The sequence below is a fragment of the Bifidobacterium sp. M0353 genome (assembly GCF_016100645.1).
GTDB classification, from domain to species: domain Bacteria; phylum Actinomycetota; class Actinomycetes; order Actinomycetales; family Bifidobacteriaceae; genus Bombiscardovia; species Bombiscardovia choladohabitans.
On sequence record NZ_JACFSB010000002.1, the window covers coordinates 385,558 to 411,629 of the forward strand.

The 26,072-nt window shown below is 59.4% G+C and carries 21 protein-coding genes and 1 pseudogene; 13 read left to right on the plus strand and 9 right to left on the minus strand.

Annotation, left to right across the window (positions count from 1 at the left end; translation table 11 throughout):
• Positions 1-2: 2 nt before the first annotated feature.
• From H3V04_RS07135 to H3V04_RS07150, 4 genes are all read right to left on the minus strand, one after another.
• Positions 3-896 carry a 3-hydroxyacyl-CoA dehydrogenase gene (locus H3V04_RS07135; RefSeq protein WP_198177129.1) on the minus strand — a complete coding sequence of 298 codons (894 nt, stop codon included), beginning with the start codon at positions 894-896 and terminating at the stop codon, positions 3-5.
• A 214-nt stretch (positions 897-1,110) separates the two neighbouring features.
• A complete protein-coding gene (locus H3V04_RS07140; RefSeq protein ID WP_232342620.1) occupies positions 1,111-1,506 on the minus strand; it encodes a VOC family protein in 396 nt (131 codons plus the stop codon).
• A 241-nt stretch (positions 1,507-1,747) separates the two neighbouring features.
• Positions 1,748-3,817: a glycoside hydrolase family 31 protein gene (locus H3V04_RS07145; RefSeq protein WP_198187768.1), complete on the minus strand. Its 2,070-nt coding sequence runs from the start codon at positions 3,815-3,817 to the stop codon at positions 1,748-1,750.
• 512 nt (positions 3,818-4,329) lie between these two features.
• Positions 4,330-6,201 carry a PfkB family carbohydrate kinase gene (locus H3V04_RS07150; protein WP_198187769.1) on the minus strand — a complete coding sequence of 624 codons (1,872 nt, stop codon included), beginning with the start codon at positions 6,199-6,201 and terminating at the stop codon, positions 4,330-4,332.
• Between the two features lie 251 nt (positions 6,202-6,452).
• Here H3V04_RS07150 and H3V04_RS07155 point away from each other — a divergent pair.
• From H3V04_RS07155 to H3V04_RS07190, 8 genes and pseudogenes are all read left to right on the plus strand, one after another.
• Positions 6,453-7,103: pseudogene (locus tag H3V04_RS07155) on the plus strand (ECF transporter S component); the annotation flags it as partial.
• A gap of 146 nt (positions 7,104-7,249) precedes the next feature.
• Positions 7,250-8,068 carry an energy-coupling factor transporter transmembrane component T gene (locus H3V04_RS07160; protein ID WP_198187770.1) on the plus strand — a complete coding sequence of 273 codons (819 nt, stop codon included), beginning with the start codon at positions 7,250-7,252 and terminating at the stop codon, positions 8,066-8,068.
• Positions 8,065-8,913, plus strand: coding sequence for an energy-coupling factor ABC transporter ATP-binding protein (locus H3V04_RS07165; protein ID WP_198178421.1), 849 nt, complete (start codon positions 8,065-8,067; stop codon positions 8,911-8,913). The genes H3V04_RS07160 and H3V04_RS07165 overlap by 4 nt, the downstream gene beginning before the upstream one ends.
• Positions 8,910-9,728, plus strand: coding sequence for an energy-coupling factor ABC transporter ATP-binding protein (locus tag H3V04_RS07170; RefSeq protein ID WP_198178420.1), 819 nt, complete (start codon positions 8,910-8,912; stop codon positions 9,726-9,728). Before H3V04_RS07165 ends, H3V04_RS07170 begins: the two co-directional genes overlap by 4 nt.
• Positions 9,729-9,762: 34 nt before the next feature.
• On the plus strand, positions 9,763-10,686 hold the full coding sequence (locus tag H3V04_RS07175) for a nucleoside hydrolase (protein WP_045935907.1): 924 nt from the start codon (positions 9,763-9,765) through the stop codon (positions 10,684-10,686).
• Between the two features lie 40 nt (positions 10,687-10,726).
• Positions 10,727-12,175, plus strand: a complete 1,449-nt coding sequence (locus H3V04_RS07180) for an MFS transporter (RefSeq protein ID WP_198178419.1) — start codon at positions 10,727-10,729, stop codon at positions 12,173-12,175.
• Between the two features lie 457 nt (positions 12,176-12,632).
• Positions 12,633-14,249 (plus strand): anthranilate synthase component I family protein, encoded by a 1,617-nt coding sequence (locus H3V04_RS07185; protein WP_198178418.1) that lies wholly within the window; start codon positions 12,633-12,635, stop codon positions 14,247-14,249.
• Positions 14,230-14,805, plus strand: coding sequence for an aminodeoxychorismate/anthranilate synthase component II (locus tag H3V04_RS07190; protein ID WP_198178417.1), 576 nt, complete (start codon positions 14,230-14,232; stop codon positions 14,803-14,805). The genes H3V04_RS07185 and H3V04_RS07190 overlap by 20 nt, the downstream gene beginning before the upstream one ends.
• Before the next feature lie 257 nt (positions 14,806-15,062).
• Here the strand turns inward: H3V04_RS07190 and H3V04_RS07195 are convergent, their stop codons facing one another.
• The 5 genes from H3V04_RS07195 to H3V04_RS07215 all read right to left on the minus strand — a co-directional run bounded on the left by H3V04_RS07195 (position 15,063) and on the right by H3V04_RS07215 (position 20,319).
• Positions 15,063-16,034 (minus strand): siderophore-interacting protein, encoded by a 972-nt coding sequence (locus H3V04_RS07195; RefSeq protein WP_198187771.1) that lies wholly within the window; start codon positions 16,032-16,034, stop codon positions 15,063-15,065.
• A 170-nt stretch (positions 16,035-16,204) separates the two neighbouring features.
• Positions 16,205-17,086, minus strand: a complete 882-nt coding sequence (locus H3V04_RS07200) for an ABC transporter ATP-binding protein (RefSeq protein WP_198187772.1) — start codon at positions 17,084-17,086, stop codon at positions 16,205-16,207.
• Between the two features lie 5 nt (positions 17,087-17,091).
• On the minus strand, positions 17,092-18,150 hold the full coding sequence (locus tag H3V04_RS07205) for an iron chelate uptake ABC transporter family permease subunit (RefSeq protein WP_052323185.1): 1,059 nt from the start codon (positions 18,148-18,150) through the stop codon (positions 17,092-17,094).
• A gap of 2 nt (positions 18,151-18,152) precedes the next feature.
• Positions 18,153-19,133, minus strand: coding sequence for an iron ABC transporter permease (locus tag H3V04_RS07210; protein ID WP_232342621.1), 981 nt, complete (start codon positions 19,131-19,133; stop codon positions 18,153-18,155).
• Between the two features lie 115 nt (positions 19,134-19,248).
• Positions 19,249-20,319, minus strand: coding sequence for an iron-siderophore ABC transporter substrate-binding protein (locus H3V04_RS07215; protein ID WP_198187776.1), 1,071 nt, complete (start codon positions 20,317-20,319; stop codon positions 19,249-19,251).
• A gap of 428 nt (positions 20,320-20,747) precedes the next feature.
• Here H3V04_RS07215 and H3V04_RS07220 point away from each other — a divergent pair, with 428 nt between their 5' ends.
• The 5 genes from H3V04_RS07220 (at position 20,748) to H3V04_RS07240 (ending at position 25,463) form a co-directional block, all read left to right on the plus strand.
• The gene (locus H3V04_RS07220; RefSeq protein ID WP_198187778.1) at positions 20,748-21,443 is read left to right on the plus strand and encodes a lantibiotic protection ABC transporter ATP-binding protein; all 696 of its coding nucleotides are present in this window, start codon (positions 20,748-20,750) and stop codon (positions 21,441-21,443) included.
• The gene (locus tag H3V04_RS07225) at positions 21,440-22,276 is read left to right on the plus strand and encodes a hypothetical protein (protein ID WP_198187780.1); all 837 of its coding nucleotides are present in this window, start codon (positions 21,440-21,442) and stop codon (positions 22,274-22,276) included. The genes H3V04_RS07220 and H3V04_RS07225 overlap by 4 nt, the downstream gene beginning before the upstream one ends.
• A 1-nt stretch (position 22,277) precedes the next feature.
• Positions 22,278-23,102: an ABC transporter permease gene (locus H3V04_RS07230; RefSeq protein ID WP_198187782.1), complete on the plus strand. Its 825-nt coding sequence runs from the start codon at positions 22,278-22,280 to the stop codon at positions 23,100-23,102.
• A 133-nt stretch (positions 23,103-23,235) separates the two neighbouring features.
• Complete coding sequence (locus H3V04_RS07235) at positions 23,236-23,967, plus strand: response regulator transcription factor (protein WP_198187784.1); 732 nt, start codon at positions 23,236-23,238, stop codon at positions 23,965-23,967.
• A complete protein-coding gene (locus tag H3V04_RS07240; RefSeq protein ID WP_198187786.1) occupies positions 23,955-25,463 on the plus strand; it encodes a sensor histidine kinase KdpD in 1,509 nt (502 codons plus the stop codon). The genes H3V04_RS07235 and H3V04_RS07240 overlap by 13 nt, the downstream gene beginning before the upstream one ends.
• Positions 25,464-26,072 lie beyond the last annotated feature (609 nt).

A 26,072-nucleotide genomic window follows, 5' to 3' on the forward strand; every position in this document is an offset into this window, starting at 1 on the left:
GATCAGGCCTTGAGGAAGTCCTCATCCTTGTAACGCGGATTCGGATAATCATAGAATCCGTGGCCTGCGTCACTGCCGGTCTTCCCTTCGTCGAGCATCTTCTTGACCTTCTCCAGGAAGGGCTTGAAGTCAGGGTCGTCGCCTTTCTGTTCCTCGATGATGTTGTAGATGGTCCGCAGGCCGACCGCATCATAGGCGCCGAAGGGGCCGACGGGCGAGCCAGTGCCGATCATCCAGGTCTTGTCGATGGTTTCAGGGTCTGCTATGTCGTTGCCCCAGAGGTAGCCGGCATCCTCCAGGAAGGGGACCAGCAGGCTGTTGAGGATGTACCCGGGCTGTTCTTTGTGGAGCGGGATGGGGACCATGCCGATTTCCTTGGCGTAGTCCACGATCTCGTTAAAGATGTCGGGGTCGGTCTGGTCGGAACCCATAATCTCGGCGGTGTTCATGCGCCATACGTGATTGGCGAAGTGAAGGCAGAGGAACTTAGCCGGACGGCCGGTGTCTGCAGCATAGGTGCTGGGCACGTAGGTGGAGGAGTTGCTGGCAAAGATGGTCTTCTCAGGGGCTACCTTGGCCAGGCTCTGGTAGAAGTTGTGCTTGATGGAGGGCTTCTCGGGGACGGCTTCGATGACCAGGTCGGCGTCCTTGACGGCTTCGGCCAGGTCTGCGCTGTAGCTCAGGTTATTCAGGCCAGCATCGAACTGCTCGTCGGTAGCATTGATGTCATGCTTGTAGAGGTCGCGACGGTTCTTGATCCGCTGCTCCGCCGCTGCAATGGCCTCATCATTGATATCGTAGATTGTGACTTTCTTGCCTTTGAAGGCTGATTGGAAGGCGATCTGGCTGCCCAGCACCCCGCCGCCGGCCACCGTGACATGCTCAATGTTCGTCATGAGAAACTTCTTTCGTTATCGGGCGCCCCACATTGGACGCAATGCTCATTTTAGTGGAGAAATACGGGTCGGATGGAGAGGGGTTTTGTGCCAGGAACGGCTATTTTCCAAGACAAATCGGGTGGATTCAGTTCTTTGCCGGTTACAGATAAATGTGTCTCATTACTCACATGGGATTACCCGTATGGAGCGGTCCTGCCCGAGCGGATGGCGTTCAGAGAATCTGGCAGAACTCGATGGTCTCCTGGTTTGGTCCGATTACGTTGAAATAGCGGATTCCGCGCTGCCAGAAGGTGGGAATGGATTGGATCGAGTCCTCTCTGATGTTCAACCCCATCTCCAAGGCATGCTCGTAAGCAGCATCGATGTCCGGTGTGTCCAGCGCCCAGTGGTTGATGGCTCCGGTGCCCATGGGCGCAGGCTCGCCCTCCCAGGTTTCGATGGTCAGATGGCCCAGACGCAGAAAGGCGCAGCGATTCTCCCCGTTGGGGTAGATGCCGACCAGCTCGAACCCGAGTTTGTTGGTGTAGAAGTCGATGGTCTCGTCCAGATCGCGGGCGACCATGCCCGAGTGCTGCAGATCCTTGGCATAGTCCGACATTGGTCTCATGATGGCCGCTCCTTTGGTGCCCTTATGTTGCGATGCTTCCTTACATCTACTCTAGGCTGTGGTGCACCTGAAGATGGAGTGAGATAAAAAGAGCAACCAACTTCGTAGTTTGAATTTTCAGAAGCCTACATCGCTCTGCTTGGAGGTTCAACGGAACTGGGAACCGGTTGAATCATGTCTTGATTGAATAAGAAGTCGGGTCAGGACGAGCGGTCCTGACCCGATGCGAATGACGGATGTGTCAGAGTATGCCCAGCAGCTCGTGGTTCCTGCTGTCCCTGGCGAATACCGGCAGGGTATCCAACGGGGCTTCTGCAGTGATCGTCTGGCCTCCGTTGTACATGGCCCCGTCGCGAAGATCCTGCCACTGTGTAGTCGCATCCCCAGGCAGGTAGACCTGTCGAGATCTGGCTCCTTCCTCCACCACAGGGGCTACCAGCAGATCAGGTCCGAGCATATACTCGTCGGCGATGTCAGAGGCAGCGTCGTCATGGGGGAATTCGTAGAACAGCCCCCTGATGAGCGGCTGCCCATCTTCATGCGCTTGGGCAAATAGCTCACGCAGATAAGGGCGAAGATGCTCTCGGATCTTGATGAACTTGACATAGATGTCTTCGACGGACTTTCCGTAGCTCCATGGTTCATTGCTCGCTCCGGACGGTAGTCGCCGTTCGCCTTGCGCTGTAGTGATGGCGGTCTTGGTGGTCCCGTCGGGGTGATGCTGGCTACGGTCACCGTGATTGCGCATGACGGGCGAGAAGCAGGAGAATTGCGCCCATCTCAACAACAGTTCACGGAAGGTGGGATCGTCGATATCGCCATCGTGGAAGCCACCCAGGTCGGTGGTGAACCAAGGAATGCCGGCCATGCCCATATGGATAGCGCAGGTGATTTGTGCTCTGAACGCCTCGAAGGTGGATGCTACATCGCCCGACCATACAAGAGCCCCATATTGCTGGGAGCCGGCCCATGCGCATCTGGTGAGGTTAACGATCTGCCCCTGGCGTCCGTAGGCCAGCTGCCCCTCGTAGAACCCCTTGTTGTATTCCCGTGGATACAGATTGGCTGTCTGCTGAGCAGGTCCAGCCCAGTAGCGGTAATTGCTGAAATCGTAAGTGCCGTACTCTGGTTCGGCTTCATCCAGCCAGAAGGCATCGACGCCGACATCGGCGTAGTGCTCACGGCATTTCTCCCATACATATTGGCGGGCTCTAGGGTTGGTAGCGTCGTAGAACTGGCTGGGCCCCTCGAACATCATGCCGAGGTCTTCGCCGTGGTCTGCTCGCACCAGCAGATTCTTGGCCTTCATCTCTGGATAGTTTTCAGAAGTCAGTGCTATCTGCGGCCAGACTGACACCATGAGTCGGATCCCCATCTTGTGCAATTCGTTGCTCATGCTGACGGGATCTGGCCAGAATTCGTCCTCGAACCTGAAATCACCCATGTGAGGCCAATGGAAGAAGTCGATGACAATGAGGTCCAGAGGGATGTTGCGCTTTTTGAACTCTCTGGCAACCTCCAGCAATTGATCCTGGTTCCAATAGCGAAGCTTGCTCTGCCAAAATCCAAGACCCCATTCAGGCATCTGAGGAGCATGGCCGGTAGCGTCTGCGTAATGGGCCATGATAGAGCGGTAATCGGCACCGGCTGTAACCCAGTAATCAATCTGTCGAGTGCTGTCCGCCGACCATTGGGTCTTGTTTTTCCCAAAACTGACGGAACCGACGGCTGGATTGTTCCAGAGGAATCCGTATCCACAGCTGGAGACGACGAAGGGTATGGAGATTTGCGAGTTCCTATGGGCCAGTTCGAGCGTGCAGCCTTTCAGATTCATGATGTTCTGTTGATATTCACCCATGCCGTACAGACGTTCGTTTTCCGGAGGCACGAATGTCACCTTGACCTGGTGGTCGCCTCCCACGATGGGAGTGAAAGAACGCGCTCTTAAATTCAGGGAGCCGCCATCGCTCATCTCGCTGAAGAGCAGCTTGCCGTCGGTGCGCCAAAAGCTGAGCAGGCACTTGTCGGTATAACCGTTGCCTGTGTCAATGCCGCCCGAAGCCTGCGCCTTGACCATGAGAGATCCGTTGATTATGGTGGCTTGTCCCCGCTGGTCATCGATGCTTATGTTCACCGCATCGGCAGGCTCGTGGTGGTCTCGTAAAAGCGCCCAGTCCGGGTCTTCGGGTTCGTGCATCTGCGAGGATCGGACGCGTATCGAATCTGATCCCCAGGGCTCGATGCGAAGGTATTCACCGTTGCCTGTCCACTTCAGGGTTTGGCCGTCGGTGGTAAATGTTGAATGTTGCATTGATTCGGTACCCTTTCACTTGGTTGATTCACCTTTGAGATCAGTCCTTTATCGCACCTGCTGTAACTTCCGCAACGATACGTTTCTGTGCGGCCATGAGCAGTATTGCGGTTGGCACCGAAGTCAGAACAGTTGCAGCCATCAATGGCCCCATTCCGGATTCTGTGCCCTATGAAATTATAGGGACCATCGTGATGGGACGCATGCGGACCCGTCGGAATCCAGCGTTGACGAAATCATGAAGTCAGACCATGCCAAACAATGAGAACAGCGAGGTCGTCACGATGGTTGTGAATATATGCCAATGTGAAGCAGCGTAACGGCGAATGGTACAGCTGCTGTGGAATCCGCAGTGATTGGACCGGCGATGCACGCCAAAAGGCCGAGACGGGGCCATGACCGCAGACCTTGATGATTGGCACGGCAATCGGAGGACCTGGGGACGTTCGGCTTGAGCCAGAGCAAGGCCTAGGACAATCACAGCCTTCCTACCGGTCTCGTGCCTGGGCCGCTCAGTCGATCAGGCCTTCCAGCTGGCGGCGGTTGATCAGGGAGGGGATGACGCCTTCGTGGGCGACGCTGAAGCCCGCGGCCAGATTGGCGATGTGAGCGGCTTTGTCCAGGGGACATCCGCTGCACAGATAGGCGGCCAGGGCGCTGATGAAGGCATCGCTGGCACCGGTGTCATCGATTGCTCGAGTCTCGTGGGCCGGGAAGTCCTTGTGTCCGCTGGCGGTGACCAGGGTGCAGCCGTGCTCGCCCAGGGTGATGATGACCTTGCCCACCCCGCCGTTGATGAACCGTTTCGCCTTGTCTATCACGGATTCTGGTCCTGGTATCAGGGTGTTCAGCTCGTTGAGATTCGGGATCAGGATGTCGATCGAAGCCAGCAGGTCTTCAGGCAGGTGGTCGCAGGATGACGGTTTAACGATGGTGGCGGCCTGGTGGCGCTTGGCCGTTCTGCAGGCCTCGGCGACGGTGTCCATGGGGATTTCTGTCTGGATCAGGCAGTAGCCGGTGTTTCTGAAGATCTGGTCGCGCTGGGTGATGTCGTCCGGTGTCAGGGACTCGTTGGCGCCCGCCACCAGGGAGATCATCGATTCGCCCTTGCTGTCGACGAAGATATAGGCTTTGCCTGTGTCCGCTCCGGTGACCCTGCGCACGCCAGTGGCATCCACATGGGCTTGCCTCATCGTTTTGTAAATGTAGTCCGCGGCCGGATCGCTGCCGACATTGCCGATCAGGGAAACCTGATGTTGCAGCCTGGCCACGCCCACCGCCTGGTTGGTGGCCTTGCCCCCCGGCGTGGAGGCGAAGTTCCTGGTCGTGGTGGTCATACCCGCCTTGGGCAGGCTGGGGGCGGTCAGGTAGGTGTCCACGTTGATGCTGCCGACCACCACGATTTTCTTGCATTGCTGGTCCGGCGGCCGGCCGACGGTCTTCTCGCCGTCCAGGGTGAAGACGTGCTCGAAGGTCTCGCTTGGATCGGACTCATGCTCGATGGAGCGGATGATTCGTCGGCACAGGTAGGCGCCGAAATCGGCATTGCGCATCACGTAGGACGATATCTCCGGGCTGCCCGGGTAGCGCAGATGCACGTTGGTGTCGTTCATCAGGGAGACCAGGGAGAGGTCCTGGGGCAGGCGGTAATGCATGGATTCGGCGAATTGAAGGAATTCCAGGGCGTGGTGGTAGTGGGATGCCACGACTCCGGTGACCTGCCGGTTCTCCAGGACCCGGGTCAGGTCCTCACCGATGGTTTCCAGGACCATGTCGGTGTGGTACTGGAGGTTGTGGTCGAACAAGCAGCGTCGATAGCCATGCAGGAAGCTCTGGGTCCGTCTGCCCGGCGAGAGCAGGCAGGCGATGCTGGTGTGGTGGCGCTTGATCAGCTCTTCGGTGAGACTGTAAGCAGCCTCCTCGTAGGGCATGAGCGCGGTCCGGTCGTCTCCCAGGGGTCCAATGGTAAGTTCGGGGATCCCTCCTGCCTCGATCCTGCTTTTCAAGGCCAGGCTTGTCTGGTCGATCGGCTCCCAGACCATGCCATCCACCCGATGCTCCAGAGCGGCCAGGATGTTGCGCTCCTCCTGGTCATGATCGCCGTAGCTGTTGAAAACCAGGGTGCCGTACCCCGACTTCTGTGCCTGCTGGATGATCCCGTCCAAGGTGGAGTCCATGGAGATGGATGAACTGAGCAGGACCCCGATTCTCCAGGTGGTGGTGCTGGGCTTGGAGGATCCGTAGGGCGTGTAGTGGTACTTCCTGACCAGTTCGAGGACCCTGTCGCGCGTGGCGGCTGTGATGCTCGCGTCCTTGTGATTCACAATCTTGGAGACCGTCGATGTGGATACGCCGGCAAGCTGAGCAATGTCCTTGATGTTCATGGGGTTTCCTGTCCTCCTCATCTCTGAAGCTCCGGCGAACGGCTTTGTCGACCTGCTGGATCTAGCGAATCAAGCTTACCTGAGGGATCGTCGTCGGAGGTTTCGCATTTGACACCCCATGCGGCTGTTGATAGTCTCTGTCAATGAAAGTTGTTTACTAAAGTGGTTTCTCAAAGCGGTGATGCGGATCTGGCTGTGAGCGACGGTCATCTGCAGAAATCGACATTCAAGGACCAAAGGCGGTACGGATTATGAGCGCGCGATCGTTGTGGAGAGGGATCACTGCGCAGTTCTCGACAAAATCCTTGGTGCTGATACCCATCGCGGTGGGCATCAACCTCATCGGCGGGACCCTGAGCTCCACCCTCAAGTTGCCGCTCTTCCTGGATATGATCGGCACCACGGTCATCGCCTGCCTGTCCGGCCCCTGGGTGGCTGCCCTGTGCGGGCTGCTGACCAACGTCTTCCTCGCCCTGGTGGCCAATCCTGTCTATCTGCCCTATGCACTCTCCAGTGTTCTGTGTGGCCTGGTGATTGGGTACATGGTCAAGGCCGGGCTCTTCAAACGGATATGGGGAGTGGTCCTGGTCTGGCTGGCCTGCGCCCTGGTCAACACGGTCACTGCCTCTTTGATCACCGTGTTCGTCTACGGAGGTGCCACCGGAGTCAACGGCACCTCGGTCCTCACGGCTGCACTTGTGGTGGCTGTCAAGAACATCGTCATCTCGGTGCTGTCCTCCTCCATGCTGGAGAATCTGATTGACAAGGGAATCACCGTCCTGATCGCTTATGTGATCGTGCGACGAATCCCCAAACGCTTCCTGAGCCAGTACGCTCTGGATGGCAGCGAGGACCAGGCCGATCTGGACGATTTGGATGACCTGGATGAGGACGAAGACGAGGACGAACGCGAAGCGACTGGGGCGTCCAGTCGGGAGAGTTCGGCACGGTCAGGGAAGATCGACGGCGCGATGGAATCTGAGCGGGACCCATCTGCAGGCGACCCAGCGGACTCGGACTGTGAACGTACCCAAAGGTCTGAACGCTGATGCCTGGCCCTGCTTCGAACCGGATTCCTGATTCTCCACTGGCCCGCATGCATCCCATGGCCAAGATCGCCGGCGTGTGCTCCTTGGGCCTGGCGACCTTGGCCTGGCCGGACTTCACTCTGGGCCTGGGGATTATCGTCGCGCTTTTTATCGCAGCGGCCCTGGCTCGGGTGCTCAGGCCCTTTTCCGGGGTCATGCTTGGGTTTGGCATTCCCGTCACGCTCATGTTGCTGTTCATCCAGGGGTGCTACAGCCCGAGGAATACCAGGGTCATTCTTGATCTGGGATTCGCCCAAGTGGGCCTCGAAGGCAGCCTCTATGCGGCCAAAATCGTAGTGACACTTTTGGTCTTCCTGGGGTCTTTCTACCTGACCAATAAAACCACCTACATGGGTCGCCTGGTTGCGGCTCTGACACAGATCGGCGTTCCATCGAAGATAGGCTACCTGATCCTGGCCAGCCTGAATGTGGTCCCGCAGATGCAGCGCAGGATTGCGGTCATTGAGCAGTCCCAGCATGCACGTGGCCTGGAGACCGGCGGCAGCCTGATTTCCCGGGTGCGGGCCTTCCTGCCCTTGCTTGGGCCGGTTGTCCTTTCTTCCCTGACGGATTCGCAGGAGCGCGGGATGACCCTGGAGACCCGGGGATTCGGCATCCGGGGGGTGCGGCAGACCAGCTACCTTGAGGTGGTCTGGCGGCGCAGTGACACCGTGGTGACCATCCTGTTCACCGTGTTTTTGGTACTGGCCCTGGTGCTCGGTTGCCTCTCGCGCACTGGGCTGATCACCCTGGCAATCCAGTGGGGAGGTCGGGCATGACCGAGGTCATACGAGTGGACGACTTCTCCTTCAGATACCGTGACGCCGATCGGACCACCTTGAAGCGGGTGAGTTTCAGCGTTGAGCAGGGCAGCTTCTTCTGTATCGTCGGAGCCAACGGGTCGGGCAAATCGACCCTGTGCAACGCCCTGGTCGGTCTGATTCCGCACTATTTTGTAGGCAAATCCAAGGGAAGCGTCAGCATCGAAGACAAGGACGTAGCCGCTTCGACCATTGCCGATCTGTCCAGACAGGTGGGCCTGGTCTTTCAGAATCCCTTCAATCAGCTTTCCTATACGGCCGGGACCGTGGCCGAGGAACTGGCCTTCGGGCTGGGCAATCATGGGGTTTCACGTGAAACCATGCATGCCAAGGTGGCCCGGGTGGCTGCTCTTATGCATATCGAGGATTTGCTCGACAAGAACCCCCTGGAGCTTTCCGGCGGACAGGTGCAGCGGGTGGCCCTTGGCTCGACCTTGATCATGGAGCCGGACATCCTGGTCCTGGACGAATGCACGGCCCAGCTGGACCCGCTTGGCAGCGAGGAGATCTTCGACATTGTCAAGCGGCTCAACCAGGAGGGGATCACCGTAGTCATGGTCGATCACGATATGGAGCGGGTCGCCCGATGCGCCGACCAGGTCATGGTCCTGGGTGCAGGCCGGGTCCGCGCCCTGGGAACACCCGAGGAGGTCTTCACCGATCCCGATGCCGAGAAGTGGGGGATTGACATACCGGACTACGTCAAGCTCGGCAGAGGTCTGGATGACGCAGGATTCGACCTGTCGGATCTGCCCGTACGCGAGGACCAGGCGGTAGGCATGATTCGGGAGGCGCTGCGATGAGGATCGACCTGGAGCATCTGGAGTACGTCTACCCGCATGGCCATCGTGCCCTGGACGGAGTGGATCTGACCCTCGAAGGTGATCGGCCCGTGGCGCTGATTGGTCAGAACGGCGCTGGCAAGACCACCCTGGCCAAGCATCTGAACGGCATCCTCAGGCCGACCAACGGCCGGATCCTGATCGACGGCGTCGATCTGGCTACGGCGGACACGGCCCAGTGGGCCCGAAAGGTGGGGTACGTCTTCCAGAATCCCGACGATCAGCTCTTTCTGGACAGCGTGCGCAAGGAATTCGAGTTCGGTCCCCGGCAGCTGGGGTTCGATCAGGATTTGATAGGGCGACGTATAGAGCAGGTGGCTGGGTTGGTGGGCCTGGCGGACCGGCTGGACGATCATCCTTTCGACCTGAGCCCCACCGAGAAGAAGTTCTGTGCCATCGGTTCGGTCCTCATGATGGATACGGGTGCCGTGGTCTTCGACGAGCCCACATGCGGGCAGGACAAGGCCGGCAATGATCGGCTGGCTGCCATCATCGCCCGGCTGCGGGACCAAGGCAGGCTCTGCATCACGATTTCCCACGACATGAAGTTCGTCACCCGCAACTTCCCCAGGGTCGTGCTTATGCAACATGGCCGGGTCCTGCTGGATGGCAGCCGCGAGGAGGTCTTCTCCCGGGAGGATGTGCTCAAGCAGGCCTATGTGACGCCTCCGCCCATCACCCGGGTGGCCCGGCAGGTCGGGTTGGAGGGCCCGGTCTTCACCGTCTCTGCCTTTGTCGATGCGGCCCGGCGGGCCAAAGCGGGGGCAGGAATTTGAGTTTGGATACGACAAGAGCAAAAGGAGTGAAGCAATGACCAGACCACTGATCATCGACACGGACCCTGGCATCGATGATGCCGCGGCCATTACGATGCTGGTCGACGAGCCCGGCTTCGACATCAGGCTGATAGCCTCGGTGTCCGGCAATGTGGGCATCGGCCACACCACCAACAATGCCCTGAAGCTGCTGACCTTCCTGGGCCGGCGCATCCCCGTGGCCCGTGGCGCGGCGGCCCCGCTCATGCGTGACAACAGATTCGCCACCGAAGCCCACGGCAAGTCGGGGATGGGGTCATTCGTCTTTCCTGAGCCGGACACCAGCCTGCTGACCGAGAACAATGCGGTCCTGGAGGAGCGGCGGGTGCTTCTGGAGAGCGATGAGCCAGTCACCATCCTGACCTTGGGCCCTCTGACCAATATCGCCCTGCTGCTGGCCACCTTCCCGGAGGTCAAGGACCACATCGACCGGATCGTCATGATGGGAGGCTCCACCGGACGCGGCAACATCGGGGTCTATGGCGAGTTCAACATCTCCGTCGATCCTGAGGCTGCCAGGATGGTCTTCCGTAGCGGGCTGCCTGTGACCATGGTTGGCCTGGACATCGGTCGCAAGGCCCATCTGGTCGCCGGCGATCTGGACGACCTGGACGCAGCCGGCGAAGTGGGCGGCATGGTCGCCTCCCTCTTCCGGTCCTACGACGGCGGACATATCGAGGAGGGAATCAAGATGTATGACCCCTCCGCCGCCATGGTCCTGCTTCAGCCCGACTTGTTCACCATGCGCGAGGCCTTTGTGGATGTCGAGATCTCCAGCCCGCTCACCTTGGGCGCCACGGTGGTCGATTACGACGGCATCCTCGGCGGCAAGGCCAACGCCAGCGTCTGCGTGGACGTGGATGTGGACGGATTCCGCTCCGCCTTTGTCGACAGGGTCGGCCGGGTCCGCCGCCAGTAGCTTCCGCATTGAGAAGAACCGAAAGGAAACTAAGGAAAAAATGAGTGAGTCAACTGTCTCCGAGGAGCAGAAGAACGGCATACCCGTTCCCGAGGAGGGGACTCCCGAGTTCGCGAAAATGAACAAGATGGCCCGCGTGGCCATCCCGGTGGTCCTGATCATCTTCACCCTGGGCGTGCTCCAGCAGCAGGCCTTCGGCATGATCTACGTGAACATCGGCAAGCAGCTCAACCAGGCCAATCTGGCTCCGCTGATCACCTCGCTGCCCGGCATCATCCTGGGAATCGTCTGCGTCATCTACGGCTCCCTGGGCGATTTCGTCTCCCTGAAGAAGATGATGATCCTGGGCACGATTGTCTTCGTGCTGGGATCGATTCTGGGATGCTTCGGCACCTTCAGCATCTGGATCGTCATCGCCGCCCGCGTGGTGCAGTCGGCCGGCTGGCAGGTTTCCGGATCCATCTTCCTGGTTCTGGTCTCCAAGTATGTGGAGAAAAAGAAGCGCGTGCTCTGGTACGGTGTCTTCGTCGCGGTCTTCCGCTTCGCCGCCGCCCTGGGAGTCTTCCTGGCCGGCTACATGACCCTGCTCGACTGGCGCTGGCTCTTCGGCGTGGGCATCCTGGCCGTCTTCTTCATTCCCGTCCTGGCCAAGAACCTGCCCGACCAGCATGCCGCTGGCGTCAAGATCGACGGAATCGGCTTCACGCTGATCGGACTGTTCGCCGCTTCGGTGACCATGTTCTTCACCGACATCAACTGGGGCTGGGGCATTGCCTGCATCGTGACCCTGGTGGCCTTCCTGGTCTATGTCAACAAGGCCAGCAACCCCTTCATCACTCCGGAGATGCTGACCAACCCGGCCTTCGCCATGACCATGACCGTCATCTTCGTCGGCTACTTCTTCAGCTACACCCTGAACGCGGGCGTCAACGCCATTGGTCTGAACGTGTACGGCATCGACTCCTCCAAGGTCTCCAACCTGCTGGTCTGGTCCATCATCCTGGCCGGCATCATGGGATTCGCTGCCGGGCCCATCATTCAGAAGATCGGGCGCAAGGCTTCGGTCATCCTGGCTCTGGCCTGCATGGGCGGCGGCCTGATCGCCATCGCCTTCCTGATTCCCGCCGGCAAGATCTGGGCCCTGGCTGTGGCGCCCTGCATCTACTACTTCGGCACCTCCTTCTTCTACCAGCCCATCGTTGACACCGCGACCCTGACCGTGGCTCCTGAGGAGTCCGGCCGTGTGCTCGGCTTCAACGACCTCCTGCAGGCCATCACCGGCTCTGTCGGCGTCGCCCTCTTCGGGCAGCTCATGGCCAACGGATCCATGGGTTCGGGCAGCCTGGCCGGCACCGCGCAGGGCCTGGCTTCGACCTACGCCAATGTCTTCATGATCGGTGGCGTCATCATCCTGCTGGGCCTGGTGCTCTTCATCTGCTCCATGAAGATGATCTACAGCCACTCCCGCGTGGCTGAGGATGAGGACTGATCTTCCGAGCTACTCATTGAGAGAACCGGGTCTGGGATTTATTCCTGGGCCCGGTTCTTCTCTATAAGGGTGTGGACAGAATTCCGTTGGGCATGATGGGCATATCTTCCGCAACGCCGTTGGCGGGTGAACATCTTTCGGTCTAAAAATGTCCGGATTATGGATGCCGGTTGGGCGGTTGCATCCTGGTGCTCTAGCATCGTGGCCATGGAGAAAACGACATCACTGCAGCCCTGGTTGCCCAAGGGTGTCTTCTTCTATGTCGATGCCCGATGGCGTTGATGTTTTAGCCGGTTCTTCTTCTGATTCCTATATTTGCCTCGGTGTTTGAGGTTGTTCTTTTATTATCTGCGGACATGCTGCCATAGGAAACTCATATCCATGGCGCGCTGAAACGGCATCAGGTGAGGTATCGCTGCCGCTCCAAACCGCAGTATTCGACTTAGGAAGTGCCCTAATGACTATCAACGTAACCATGGAATCTAGCCGGTTCTCCAGTGACCTCGATGCCCTGGCCATCTACAAGCGGCTGTGCACCAGGTATCGGGAGGATCAGCTTTTCCTTCTGGAGTCTCTAAGTGGCCCAGATAAAGACCGGAATCGCTCAGCCATCGGGTTCGAGCCAATGCTGACCCTGAGCGTGACGGACCATGTCATGACCATCGACTCTTTGGGCAATGCTCAGCTGACAGGAATCCTGGAGAAATTCGGCCGAATTGAGCATGGGGTGGTCCACCATCCGGTCCCCGACATCCAGGAGGTCTTTGCAGTGCTGAGGAGGCTGGAATCCTCCTTCGCCATCAGCGGCGACCACGAAGGCCCCTTCGGGATGGGCTGGTTCGGCTACTTCGGGTATGACACCATCTTCATGATCGAGGATCTGGAGGAGCACATACCAAGGGATGCAGCCTTGCCGGTCATCTCCTTGACCCTGTATCGGGGAATCATCACCCTGGATTTGAAAACCAATGTTTGCAGCGCCACCTTGATCCTTGTCAATGAGAACCTTGCTGGGTGTAACAGTCCCGAGGGCAAGGAAAATTCGCAAGAGCGCAGATCTTGCGCGCAGTCTGATCCACAGGTTCAGCATGGGGCAATTGAGAACGGCAGGCCCGGGCATGGATTCGCGTCGCTGGAAGAGGTGCTGGGGCTGCTCCAATTCGACGCATCGCTGGGGCAATCTCCTGAATCCCAGGGTGGCATTGGGCCGGACTATCCATACAAGGCCCATGACACAATCGATCGGGACCGTTTCTATCGGTGGTTTGCCAAGGGCAAGGAGCACATAGCCCAGGGCGATGTGTACCAGCTCCAGCTCGGACATGAGATCCAGGTGGATTCCCGCATTCCACCCTTCCAGGTCTACCGGCGGCTGCGTCTGCAGGATCCGTCCCCCTATATGTACTACTTCGTGACTCCCCAAGGGGTGCATGTCATCGGAGCCAGTCCTGAGCTTTTCATTGGGCTGACCCCTGATGGCGATATAACCCTGCGGCCCATCGCCGGGACGGTCGGCAATCCCGGAGATGAGGAGGCCCGCCAGTCGGCCATCAGGCAGCTGACCGGCGACCCCAAGGAGCGGGCCGAGCACCTGATGCTGGTGGACCTGGGTCGCAACGATGTAGCCAGGTGCTGTACTCCCGAATCCTTGGAGGTGGACCGGCTGATGACCACCGAGGTCTACTCCCACGTCATTCACATGGTCTCGGATGTGATCGGCCGGATCCGGCCTGGCCTGGACAAGTACGACGTCTTCTCGGCCGCCTTCCCCGCCGGTACCATGACAGGAACCCCCAAGGTACGTGCCGTGGAAATCATTGAGGAGACCGAGGTCAGCTCGCGCGGGGTGTACGCCGGGGCAGTGGGTTTCCTCGGATTCGACGGTATGGTCCTGACTGCACTGTGCATACGGACGGCCTCCTACCATTCCGGCAGCTATCACCTGCGCGCATCGGCCGGGATCGTTGAGGACTCCCAGCCGGAGAGCGAGTGGCAGGAGACCACGAAGAAGATGAGTTCGGCCTACCTGGCCATCACCGGAAAGGAGCTGGCCCATGAAAGTCTTGCTCGTTGATGCCTTTGACAGTTTCGTCTATGTGGTCAAGAACTACGTGGACCTGCTGGGCGCTGATACGACCATTGTCCGGGTGAACCGCCTTGCGCAGGTGGATCCGCTCGCCTTCGACGCGGTCATTCTGGGCCCCGGACCGGGTCGTCCGGAGGACTGCGGCTACCTGGAGTTTCTTGATCAGGTGGCAGGAAGGAAGCCGGTCTTCGGCATCTGCTTGGGCATGCAGGCCATCGCGGTAAATGCCGGAGCCCGGGTGGTCAGGGCCTCTAGTCGTCAGCACGGCAAGGTGAGCCGGATAAGAAACGACGGGAAGGGCTGCTTCGAGGGCCTGCCTGATACTTTCGACGTGGCCAGATACCATTCTCTGGTTGCCGATGAGACCTCGGTCAATCAAGTCGCCGATCTGGAGATCAGCGCGCGCTCGCTTTTGGACGGCTATGTGATGGGTCTGAGGCGTGGCCGCTTGCTCATGGAGGGCGTCCAGTTCCACCCCGAGAGCATCGGTAGCCAGTATGGTCACCAGGTAATCGCCAATTTCTTCCAGGAGTACTGCGGCTGATTCGACGAGGAATGACTCATTGGGGCCGAACAGGGTTTCTTTCCATGCAATCCGCGGTATAGCAAGCAGGCCTGTAGTTTCTCCCTATCGGTTCTGCGGTCCTGCAAGATGCTGTGGCGAGGTTCAACTCGGCAACCCATGGTCTGATATTCACATAGTCAGAAGGGTTCGTGTGATCACTCTCTGATTCGTAGGTCAAGAAAGACTGGAGTGGGTTGTCCGCACATGGCAGGTCGCCCGCTCACTGGGTCGGAGGGTCAGGACATCTCACTGCGTCCCTGACGCCAATATCCCATGAAAGAGACGCTACGCCGGTCCATTCCTCGGTCTCTGACCAACATGCGCCTCAGCTCGCGGACGGTGGCTGCCTCTCCGGCGATCCAGGCGTACAGGTCGTCGGCACGAATGGAGGCATCGGCTTGGGCGGCATCGGCAGTCTCCCAGAGCAGTTCTTTGTCGATATCAATCTCTGAGAATTCCTTGGAAGATTCAGCGGCTGCGGCCGTAGGCGAATGGATCGGCAGGTCCTCCAACAGGTTACGCATGGCTTCGATGAGGGCGCGCCCATGTCCGGATTCGTCGCAGGTCGTCCAGATGACGCGGATTCCTTCGAGTTCGGGCAGTGGAAGACGATCCTCTTCGATAGGTACTTCAATCAATGCCACCCCGTCGCCCTGCCAGTGGTCGCGGATCAGACTGTCCATTATGGCGGCGATGGCTGGCACCGCTGTCTCATCGCCCACCAGGAGAAGATGTCTGGACTGACCCGGGTGAAAGTCCATCCCAGCGACCGGTCCTCCGGCCTGCGCATTAGGACCGATAATGATGGCCTGGTCGCCAGGTTTTGCAGCCTCTGCAAAGGCTCCAGCAGGTCCGGCATGATCGTGGATGACGAAGTCCACATCTATTTGCTCGCTCTCGGGCCTGACCTTGCGAACCGTATAGGTGCGCATGGGATTGCGACTCTCTGCGGGCAGGGTCCTCCACTTTTGATACCAGGCGAGCGGATCCTCAGGGGTCGCCTCAAAGAAGGAAGGGGGCGGCACGGATCCGTCGGGAAGGGGCAAAAGGATTTTGATTCGCTCATCATACCCTGCGTCTGCAAAAATCTTCAGATCCGGTCCCTGGAAGACGATCCGCTTGAAGTGGGGCGAGAGCGTTTCCGCTCTGGCTACGGAGACACGGAAGGGGATCAAGGGTACAGGATGATTGTTGGCTTGGTGTTCCATGGCGGGCTCTCTTTCTGTTGAGGTTTATGGGTCGATCTTGGTGTCGGGTTGTCGTCGTTCAGGTTGTGGCAGTTTGTGACTTTGTGGCTTGAGACCTCGCGGTTCAGGACGTCGGGGTAAGCGATGTGGGGAGCAGGACGAGAGGTTTTACATCATTAGGTTGTTTGGTGTCATCCTGCCGAGTCATCCCAGTGTACGTGTACATTACGAGCCCCGCTAGAGTGTGCTTCGAGACTATGGAGGGGCGCCGGGGTCATTAAAGGGGCGCCGGTGGTCCCATCGGTCACCACGGTGGATGCGATGTCGAATACCTCTCTGACCAGATTCTCGGTCATGACCTCGTCGGGAGCGCCCAAAGCGGCCCTCCTGCCATCCTTGATGGCCAGAATCCAATCCGAATATCTGGCGGCCATGTTCAGGTCGTGGAGAACCATGACCACCGTGACGCCCTCCTGCCTGTTCAGGGTGCTCAGCAGGTCAAGTACCTCAAGCTGGTAGGCGATGTCCAGGTAAGTGGTCGGCTCGTCAAGCAGGAGTATGTCGGTCTGCTGGGCCAGGGTCAAGGCGATCCAGGCGCGCTGGCGTTGGCCTCCGGACAAGCGGTCGATTGGACACCCCGCCATGTCGGTCAGTCCGGTCAGGGCAAGGGCCCGTTCCACCGCCTTTTCATCCTTGGTCGTCCACCGTTCGATGAAGTGGTGGTGGGGGTATCGGCCGCGAGCGACCAGATCGGCGATGGTGATGCCTGCGGGTGCTGACGGGTTCTGCGGCAGCAGCCCCAGAATCGTTGCAACCTTGCGGGTGGGCATGCTGGTGATGGGCTCTCCGTCCAGCATGACGGTCCCCGAGGCTGGTTTCAGTATCCTGGCCATGGCCTTGAGGAAGGTTGATTTTCCGCACCCGTTGGGTCCGATGATGGACCCCATCGTGTGTGGGGGTATATCCAGACTCAGGTCCTCGATGACCGTACGCCCCCTATAGGTGAGGCGAAGGTGCGAGGCGGTCAGCCTATGTGAGCTGCTCCAGGAGTCGCCTGCTGGGGGTGATGCCATGATGTTCAGAGCTCCTGTCTGCGGGTCATGAGGACCATGATCGCGATGAGGACGGGTCCGCCCACAATGCTGGTGACGATGCCGACCGGCACCTGGGTCGAGGGCAGATGCTGGGCGACGATGTCCGACCCAAGAACCAGGCAACCTCCCACCAGACCCGACTGGATAAGGGCTGATGCTCCCCGACCAACCAGGACTGCGGCGATGGGGCCAGAGAGGAACGAAACAAAGGAGATGGGACCGGTGGTCGCCGTTGCGACAGCCAGGAGCAGCACACCCACGATAATCACCTCGAACTGGACACGGCTTACCCTGACTCCCAGTCCGGCGGCCATCTCCGGTCCCAGCTGCAGGGTGCTGACATTCCTGTCGAGTGCCAACAAGAGCATGGCGCCGACCAGGGTTGTTGTTGCCAGTATGGGTAGATCGGACCACTGGGCATCGGCCAGGCTGCCCGTCAACCATCGGGTTGCTGCCTGGATGTCCCATTGGTTGCTGCGAACCATCAGCCAGGAACCCAGAGCATTGAACCCTGCGGCCACTCCGATTCCGATCAGTATCAGCCGGGTCGGGTCGAACGAACCGCGCCAGGCGAGGGCCATGACCAGGAGGGCTGTCAGGAGACCACCCATGACTGCCAGACTGGCCAGGGGCATACCCGACAGGCCGAATACGACAATGCCGAAGATGGCGGCCGTGTTGGCTCCGGCGGTGATGCCGATGATGTCCGGGCTGGCCATCATGTTGCGCAGGAGGTGTTGGAAGCCGATCCCGGCCATGCCGAACGCGATACCGGCGACACAACCAATCAGTGTCCGGGGCATGCGCAGTTGGAGAATGACGAACCTGGTTCCTTCGTCTGACTGCCCCCAAACCGCTCCAAGCAGGTCGCTCATGGAGTAGACGCGGTGTCCCAGGGCCAGATCGGCCAATGCGAGAGCGATCAGGAGTATCACAAGCAGGATGGTGACTATCAGCGAACGAATGGCATGGGCCCGTCGTATCCGTTGCAGGTCGGTCATGGCATCGGGTTTACCCGAATCATGCAGGAGACAAGCATCCATGCCTATACCTCCGCGGCTCTTCTGCGCCCGGCCAGAATTACGAATATGGGAGCCCCAATCAGTGCCGTGACGATGCCGACCTCCACATCGGATGGACGGGTGATTATCCTGCCCACCACGTCGGCGCCAACCACCAGGAGGGGGCCGATGAGGATGCTCAGGGCCATGATTCGCCTGTAGTCGGGTCCTATGAGCAGTCGTGCCACATGGGGGACCACCAATCCGACGAAGCCAATCGGACCCGCCAGTGCCGTACAGGAGGCGCAGAGGAGTATTGCCGCAAGCCAGGCCAGGCTGCGGACACGTCCGACATGCATGCCCAGTCCCTCAGCCATCTGGTCCCCCAGGGCCAAGGCGTTGATTCCGGGCGTCAGGCAGAAGGCGAGTATCAGTCCGAGAGCAAGAAGAGGCAGGACCGGCATCATGAGGTCGAACCGGGCGCCGGAGATTCCGCCCACCTGCCAGAAGCGATAAGAGCTGATGACATTGACGCGCGGCAGAAGGATGGCGGAGGTAAGAGACCCCAGTACCGAACTGATCACGACACCGGCCAGGGTCAGCCGTAGCGGAGATGGACCGGATGGCCCCAGGGAGCCTATGGCCCAGACGACCAGTGCGGTCGTCGCACTGCCCAGCAGTCCCACCCAGACATACTGGGCCGGGGTCGATAGGGAGAAGAAGGCTATGGAGCAGACGATCGCCAGGGCCGCCCCCGTATTGAAACCCAGAATCGACGGGTCCGCCAGTGGATTGCGTGATATGCCCTGCATCAGGGTCCCAGCCACCCCGAGCCCGGCACCGACCAGGAGGCCGAGGACGGTGCGGGGAATTCTCAGGCGGATGGCCGAGACCGCAATGTCATCCGAGGAGGCGGACAGGGCGTTGTGGATGTCGGAAGGGCTGACGGAACGGGATCCGAAAACCAGGGACAGGGCGCAGACCATGACCAGGCAGACCGCCAGAATCAGCCCTGACAAGACCATGGGTCCGATTCCCTTGCGATGCATGACGACCTGTTGGGTATCAGGGCGCGGTGTCATTCCCGACTGCATATCGACACCCCATATCTCTTTTTCATCCCCTCATCTGTGGCCTGAATCAGGCCTTGGCGGCAGCCTCGCCCAGAAGCCTGGCGTAAGTGTCGGTCGTCTTCTGGATGGACAGGGCCGAGGGGTCGAGGGCATTGGCCATCTCGCTGTCATTGTCGATGACCACGACGGACCCGCGCTCAACTGCGGGAATCTTGGAGAGGAGGGGGTCCTTGCGCATCGCTTCAAGCAAGTCGGGGGTGCCGTAGGTGACGATGATGTCGACGTCCTTGTACCTGTCGGCATGCTCGGAGGAGATCTCCTTGTAGAAGTTCTTGGTGCTCTTGGAGTCCTCCTTGATGGACTCCGGAGTCTCCAGACCGAGGTCGTTCAGGAATTGTGGCCGGGCGTCGGCGGTGGTGTAGACGCTGAATTTGGAGAGCTTGGAGGCATCAAAGTACATGACCGCCCCGGTCTTCCCCTTGATGGCCGGGTGGGCCTCGGCGGCCTTTGCTATGCGCTCCTCCAGGTCGGCTATCAGCTGCTTGCCCTTTTCGGGTTCTCCGATGGCCTGGGCTGTGGCCGTGATGACCTTGCGCCAGGGGTCGCCCCAGGCCACCTCTTGATAGGCGATTGTCGGCGCAATCTTGCTCAAGGTGTCGTACTGCTTCTTGGTCATACCGGAGAGCAGGCCGATGATCAGATCGGGCTTGGATGCGGCGATGGCCTCGACATCGATGCCGTCGGATTCGTCATGCAGCTTGGGCATGTCTGACTTATCCACATGCATGGTATCCAGGGCATCCTTGGTCCAGGTCAGGTATCCGCCATCGACGGTCTTGCCGAAGGCATTCTTCTGGATGCTGACCGGCACGACTCCCAGAGCCAGGAGGTTGTCAGGGGAGGCCCATCCGACGGTGGCGATGCGCTTGGGCTTGGAGGGTATGGAGGTGGTGCCGTAGACGTGATCGATCTTGACCGGGAAGGACCCTTGCCCGTCCGAAGCCTTTGACTGGCTGGACTGGTCTGCCTGCGAGCCCGATCCGCAAGCGCCAAGGAAGAAGAGGGCGCTTGCCAGCACCAGGATGACTGCGATAATGCGCTTGAATCGAGTGAGGGAAAGGAATGGTCGAATGTGCATGTGGTTCCTTTGATCGTGCTGTCGAATTGGCATGGTGCACCAGAGCCAGGTACCAGATTTAGCATCGGCGCGACGGGAAGAAAAGAGTTGATTTCCTCGGTTGCATGTGTTAGACGGCACACTACGAAAACAAGGAGAAGACAAGGAGAAATCGAGGGTTGGGTCTGATTGGTCTCTCATGACCTTCGGCGAAACTATCTAGTAAAGCCCTTGCTCTGCTGGTCTCTTGCTGTGCCGGCTTGCTCTACGGATCCTGTCGGATATTAAGGTTCGGCAAATGCAGAATTTTGACTGTTCCAGGTCTCTCAGGCCTTAGCCTTTCACGATGTCTTCCTTGGCAGCAGGAGGGCCCAGTTCCTCCCTTTATCTTTCTTTATTTTCGGTCTTTAGTCTGGCTCCTGCCACACTGAAACGAATAGGAGCTGACCATGCGTTACATATTGCGGACCGAGGGGCTGACCAAGGTTTTCGGCCACGGACAGCGGGCCGTCGACCAGGTGTCCCTGCATGTCCCCGAGGGCGGAGTCTACGGGCTCCTGGGCCCAAACGGGGCCGGCAAATCCACCACCCTGAAGATGGTCACAGGAATGCTGCACCCCACTGGCGGATCCATGATTCTGGATGGACATCCCTGGTCGCGCCGGGACCTCTACGACATCGGCGCCCTGATCGAGCAGCCGCCCGTCTACCCCAATCTGACGGCCCGTCAGAACCTCAAGGTGCGCACAACCCTCTTCGGCCTCCCCGATGAGCGGATCGACCAGGCTCTCTCCATTGCCGGGCTGAGCGATACGGGCTCCAAGAAGGCTGGGCAGTTCTCCCTGGGGATGAAACAGCGCCTGGGGATTGCCAACGCCATCCTGACCAAACCTCGTCTGCTGATCCTGGACGAGCCTACCAACGGGCTGGACCCGCTGGGCATCGAGGAGCTGAGGGGGATGATTCGCAGCTTCCCGCAGCAGGGGATGAGTGTAATCGTCTCCAGCCATATTCTCTCCGAGGTGTCTGTCCTGGCGGATCACATCGGCATCATCGCCGACGGTCGCCTGGCCTACGAGAATGAACTGCATGCCGGGGAGGACCTGGAGGGGCTGTTCATGGACGTGCTCAGGAGGTCGCGATGAGCAAGAGGAATACTGACGAACTCATTCAGCAGGACACGGCTGAAAGGGTCGGAACCAGGGGCAATGGCATCCCCTTCGGCAGGGTTCTGGCAGCGGAGATCATGAAAGGCCGGTCGGCCGCACCCAGGCGGATGGCCTTGGCCTTCCCCCTGGTGCTCATTGTCATCGTGGCTTGCTTCGCGTTCGGGCTGCATGTCTGGATGCCCTCCTGGGTCAACTACTGGTATGTCCTGCTCCTTCCGGCCATGACTGCCCTGATAAGCGTCGCCGTGGCCAACATCGACGGAAAGCAACGGTGGAGGACCACTCTGGCCCTGCCCGCCGCGCCCGTTCTGGTCTGGTGGGCCAAGATTGTATATTGTCTGCTTCTGATCGGCATTGCCACCCTGCTGGCTCTGGGCCTTTCGGCACTCATGGTCGCCGTCTCCGGGGTTCAGGGCCCCTCCCTAGTCGACTTCGTAGTCAGTGCCCTGATGCTGGTCCTGGCCTGCTCCTGGATGATACCGGTGGGACTGGCACTGACCACCCGGTTCGGTGTTCTGATTGGATTTGGCCTGCCTTACATGGTGGACCTGCTGGCCTCGATCACCTTCTGGGGAAGCCAACGACTATGGCCCTTCCTGCCGCCCGCCGCCATGATCAACCTGCCGGTGCCCTTCATGAAGGTCATGCCTGATGGCGTGCCCCTGGAGACCGAAGACAATAGCCCGATCAAGGCTGCCTTGTCTGTCTTCGGCGGGCAGAGCCTTACGGCCTTGGTGGTCTGTCTGGTCTGGTTCCTGCTCCTGTCCGTCCTGACGGGAATCTGGTTCTCGCGGAAGGAGACCGACTGACATGACTGGGATGACAGTCGGCCGGGTCGTGGCCTCGGAAATCGTGCGATTGCACGGATCTGTGCTTATCGCCATCCATGTCATCTGCGGGCTGGCGGCCGGACTCGTCTGCGGTGCCTACTTCGCTGCAGCCCCTTATGATCCTGGTTTGGAGACCGACGCCTTCTTCCAGGTCCTGGGCGCTTTCATGCCCCTGATGGCCTCCATCGTCGTTGCCATAAACATCGAAACTGAGCGTGAGGCCGGCGATATGGCCAACCTTTTGGGGATTCCCAGCCGCTGCCTGGGTCTGGCGGCCAAGGTCCTGGTGCTCTGGCTTCTGGGTCTGCTGGCTCTGGCTCTGGCGGCTCTGGCTTTCTGCCTGCCTATGGCTCTGGCCGGCGGACTGGGCGTGTCGATCTCGGCTGTCACGCTCGCCACCCTGGGCATGGCCGGTGGCTCCCTCTGCCTCTACCTTTTCTCCATCGCCCTGGCTCTGCGCTTCGGCCGGAACATGGCCATCGCCATTGGGGTCCTCGGCACCGGGATATCCATCAGTTCCCTCGGCGGCCTCTTCAATGGCCTGTACGGCGGTACCCTGTCCGGCGCCACCAGCACTCCTGGGATCAGCCGGTGGATACCCTTCACCTGGCCTACCAGGTTCGGCTCCCTGGGAATCGAACAGGCCCTGGCCTTGACCATGCCGGGAGGGGAGGGTCTACGTGCTGCAATCGGCGTGACGGCTCTCGACAATCTGGTTCCCTGCCTGGTCTTCACCCTGACCTTGGGCCTTGCCCTCCTGCTCTGGATCGGCAGGTTCGAGGATCGGCGCAAGGTCAGCGATTAGACTGGGCCGCAGGGCGCCCGGTTAGCAAGAATCCGTCCTGCAAGAAATTAGGCTTGCAAGAATTCCGGTCCACAAGGCGTTCATTCTCAAACGTGGCTGGGCCGAATCGGCAAGCGCAGAAAAGGAGCCAATCGTGTCTGACGTGCACGCCGAAGGTTCCCCCGGGGACAATCGGCATCGGGCTTCCATCCTGGTGGTGGACGACGATCCAAGGATTACCACCCTGCTGATGGCTGCCCTGTCCAAGGATGGCTATGCCGTGACTGTGGTCAACGAGTCGCGGAAAGTCGTAAGCATGGACCTGTCCTCGGTCGACCTGATCCTGTGCGATGTCATGATGCCCCACATGGACGGTTTCGCCCTCTTGACCTCCATCAGGGAACGGGTGTCTTGTCCGATCATCTTCCTGACGGCCAAGACCGACGAGGACAGTGCGGTCCTGGCCTATGGTCTGGGGGCCGACGACTATATACGCAAGCCTTTCGGTATTGCCGAACTCCGAGCCAAGGTCAGAGCGAGACTATCTCAGGGCAGTCGGCGTGGGCGTCCCCTCCTGCATTTCGGCCCCTTGGACATGGACCTTCAGGCGCGGCAGATCAGGGTGGACGGGCGCAACGCCAATCTGACGGATGCGGAATACCGCATATGCGCCCTGCTGGCAGAGCATCCCGGTCGGGCCTACGCGCCCATGCAGATATGGGAGGCCTGCCTGGCTGCAGAGGATGATCCGGCCGCCGATGATACGGACAGCGATGCCACGGCTGCGGTCAGAGTGCATCTGAGCAATGCAAGGCGCAAACTCAAGGCCCTGGGGGTGGACCCCATCAGGACCATCTGGTCGGTGGGTTACCAATGGGTGGCCTGACCGACGGCGTGCCCGAGACGCCGAGCGAGCAGAGCCCCGACGGCAGGGGCCGGCTAAGGCGTAAGGGAATGCCCATCGTTTTGCTGATCATCAGGTACTTTCTCTACGTGCTGCTGATTTTGGCTCTGCTGTTTGCCGGCATGTATATGGTCTGGATAAACCTGGGGGCCAGGGGTGACTTCTTCTGGGCCGACTATGGCGAACAGCATCTGGAGGAGGTTGGGCGCTCCATCAGCCATTCGACCACTGTTGACGAATCTGTGATTCCCGCTGCCTACTGGTATCGGACCTATGACCATCAGGGGCATCCCACTGGGGGAGATATGAAGGGCGGCATGGCCAGCGAGGCCGATCAGCTGGCAGCTGACCATCGAGCGCACAGAGCATCTAAGCCATCGGAAGAGCAGATAAAGAAGGCGGGACGGCCTCTCGTCACTCGTGCGAAGTCGGATGCGACCTATGCCGTCTATGCCACGGCTGATGGACGGCCATGCGTCCTGGCCTATCGGGTTCAGCCGCAGTGGGCATCGAGGCAGACCCGGGACAGCCATCCCAATCCCCAGAGCCTTCTGCTCGCGTCTTACGGAATCGCTTTGCTGCTCACCCTCTTGTTGGTCGGGTTGCGGGCGGCCCATGTAATATCGTCCAAGCTCAAGGTCTTCAACCAGGTGGCTGACGATATAGGGCATCAGGATTTGGACGCCTCACTGCCTCGCAGCAATGTCCTGGAGATCAACCGTGTGTTGGGGTCCTTCGACAGGATGCGCGTGACGCTGAAGGAATCTCTGGAGAAGACCTGGGCGGCCCAGGAGTCCCAGCGTCGGCAGGTGGCGGCCCTGGCACACGACCTGAAGACGCCACTGACCATCATGCGAGGCAACGCGGACCTGCTGGGGGAGACCAGACTAAGCCAGGAGCAGCAGTCCTACCTGGATTCCATCGAGGATGCCATTCGTGAGATGGCCGACTATGCCCAGGCCATCAGCCAGGGTTCCGTAGGCGCTGCAGAAGGAGGATCCGGGGTCACGACGGTTGCCTTGAGGGATATGGTCGACAGCCAGGCCCAGGGCTACCTGAATGCCCGGGGTCTTCGGCTCGAGAAGGATGACCGTCTGGGTTCCGATGTAGGTCAGGTTTCCGGTAATGCCGCTGACCTTGCCAGGGCGATCATGAATATCGTCGCCAATGCGGCTGACTACTCGCCGGACCATGGTCTGGTGACGCTGACCTGGGAGCTGGAGGATAGCCAAGAGGGCGGCCGTGCCTTGGTGGTGACCGTGCGTGACCAGGGTCCAGGATTCAGCAGCCGGGCTCTGGCTCATGCCACGGAATGGCTCTATCAGGCCGATAGCAGTCGGCACGGTTCTGGCGGTCACCATGGCATAGGCCTGGCTGCGGCTCGGTCAACTGTCGAGAGTGCAGGAGGTCGTCTGACTCTGGTCAATGCAGCCGATGGCGATGGCGCAGTAGTCACTGTATCTTTGCCAGTGCAGTGAATTCAGCGGAGTTGATGTCAGTCACGGCAAACTCCGTGTCCGACCAAGAACTGCACAGTGCTAAAAATCAGGGAAAGTGCTAATCGTGGGCCAATATTTATAAAATATATCAATTTTTTAGTAATCATTTTAGCAATGGATTACTAAAGTTTGTCATTATTTAGTATTGCTCTGTGACCTTGCCTACCAGGTCTAGCTTGCAGAAGATTCTGTCAAGAATCAGGTTGAGAGGCTTAATGCACGTAGGTTACTAGGTTAGAGGAAGAGTAGACCAATTTAAGGACGGATCGCCGCGTCCATCAACTGTGGGAGCGGAGTTTCCTCGAATTGAGCTGTCAAGAGTAGATTGTGTCGACAAATATCGGGAGTCGCTACAGCAGCTCATGCCCATCGCTATGAAAAAATCTTGCTGGAAAGTCTTGCTGGTTCGCCCTAGAACAAAGTCCTTGACGATGTCGGCTATGTTTATGTATATTATGAATCCAACTTGGTAAACATCCACGCAGCGTTTTGGCCTGGCCGCCTCCGATTTCTTTCAACAGGCCCCCGAAGCGTTGACTACTCCGTGGCATAAGCAGGAGAGTGGCATGACTGGGTTGACCAGCGACT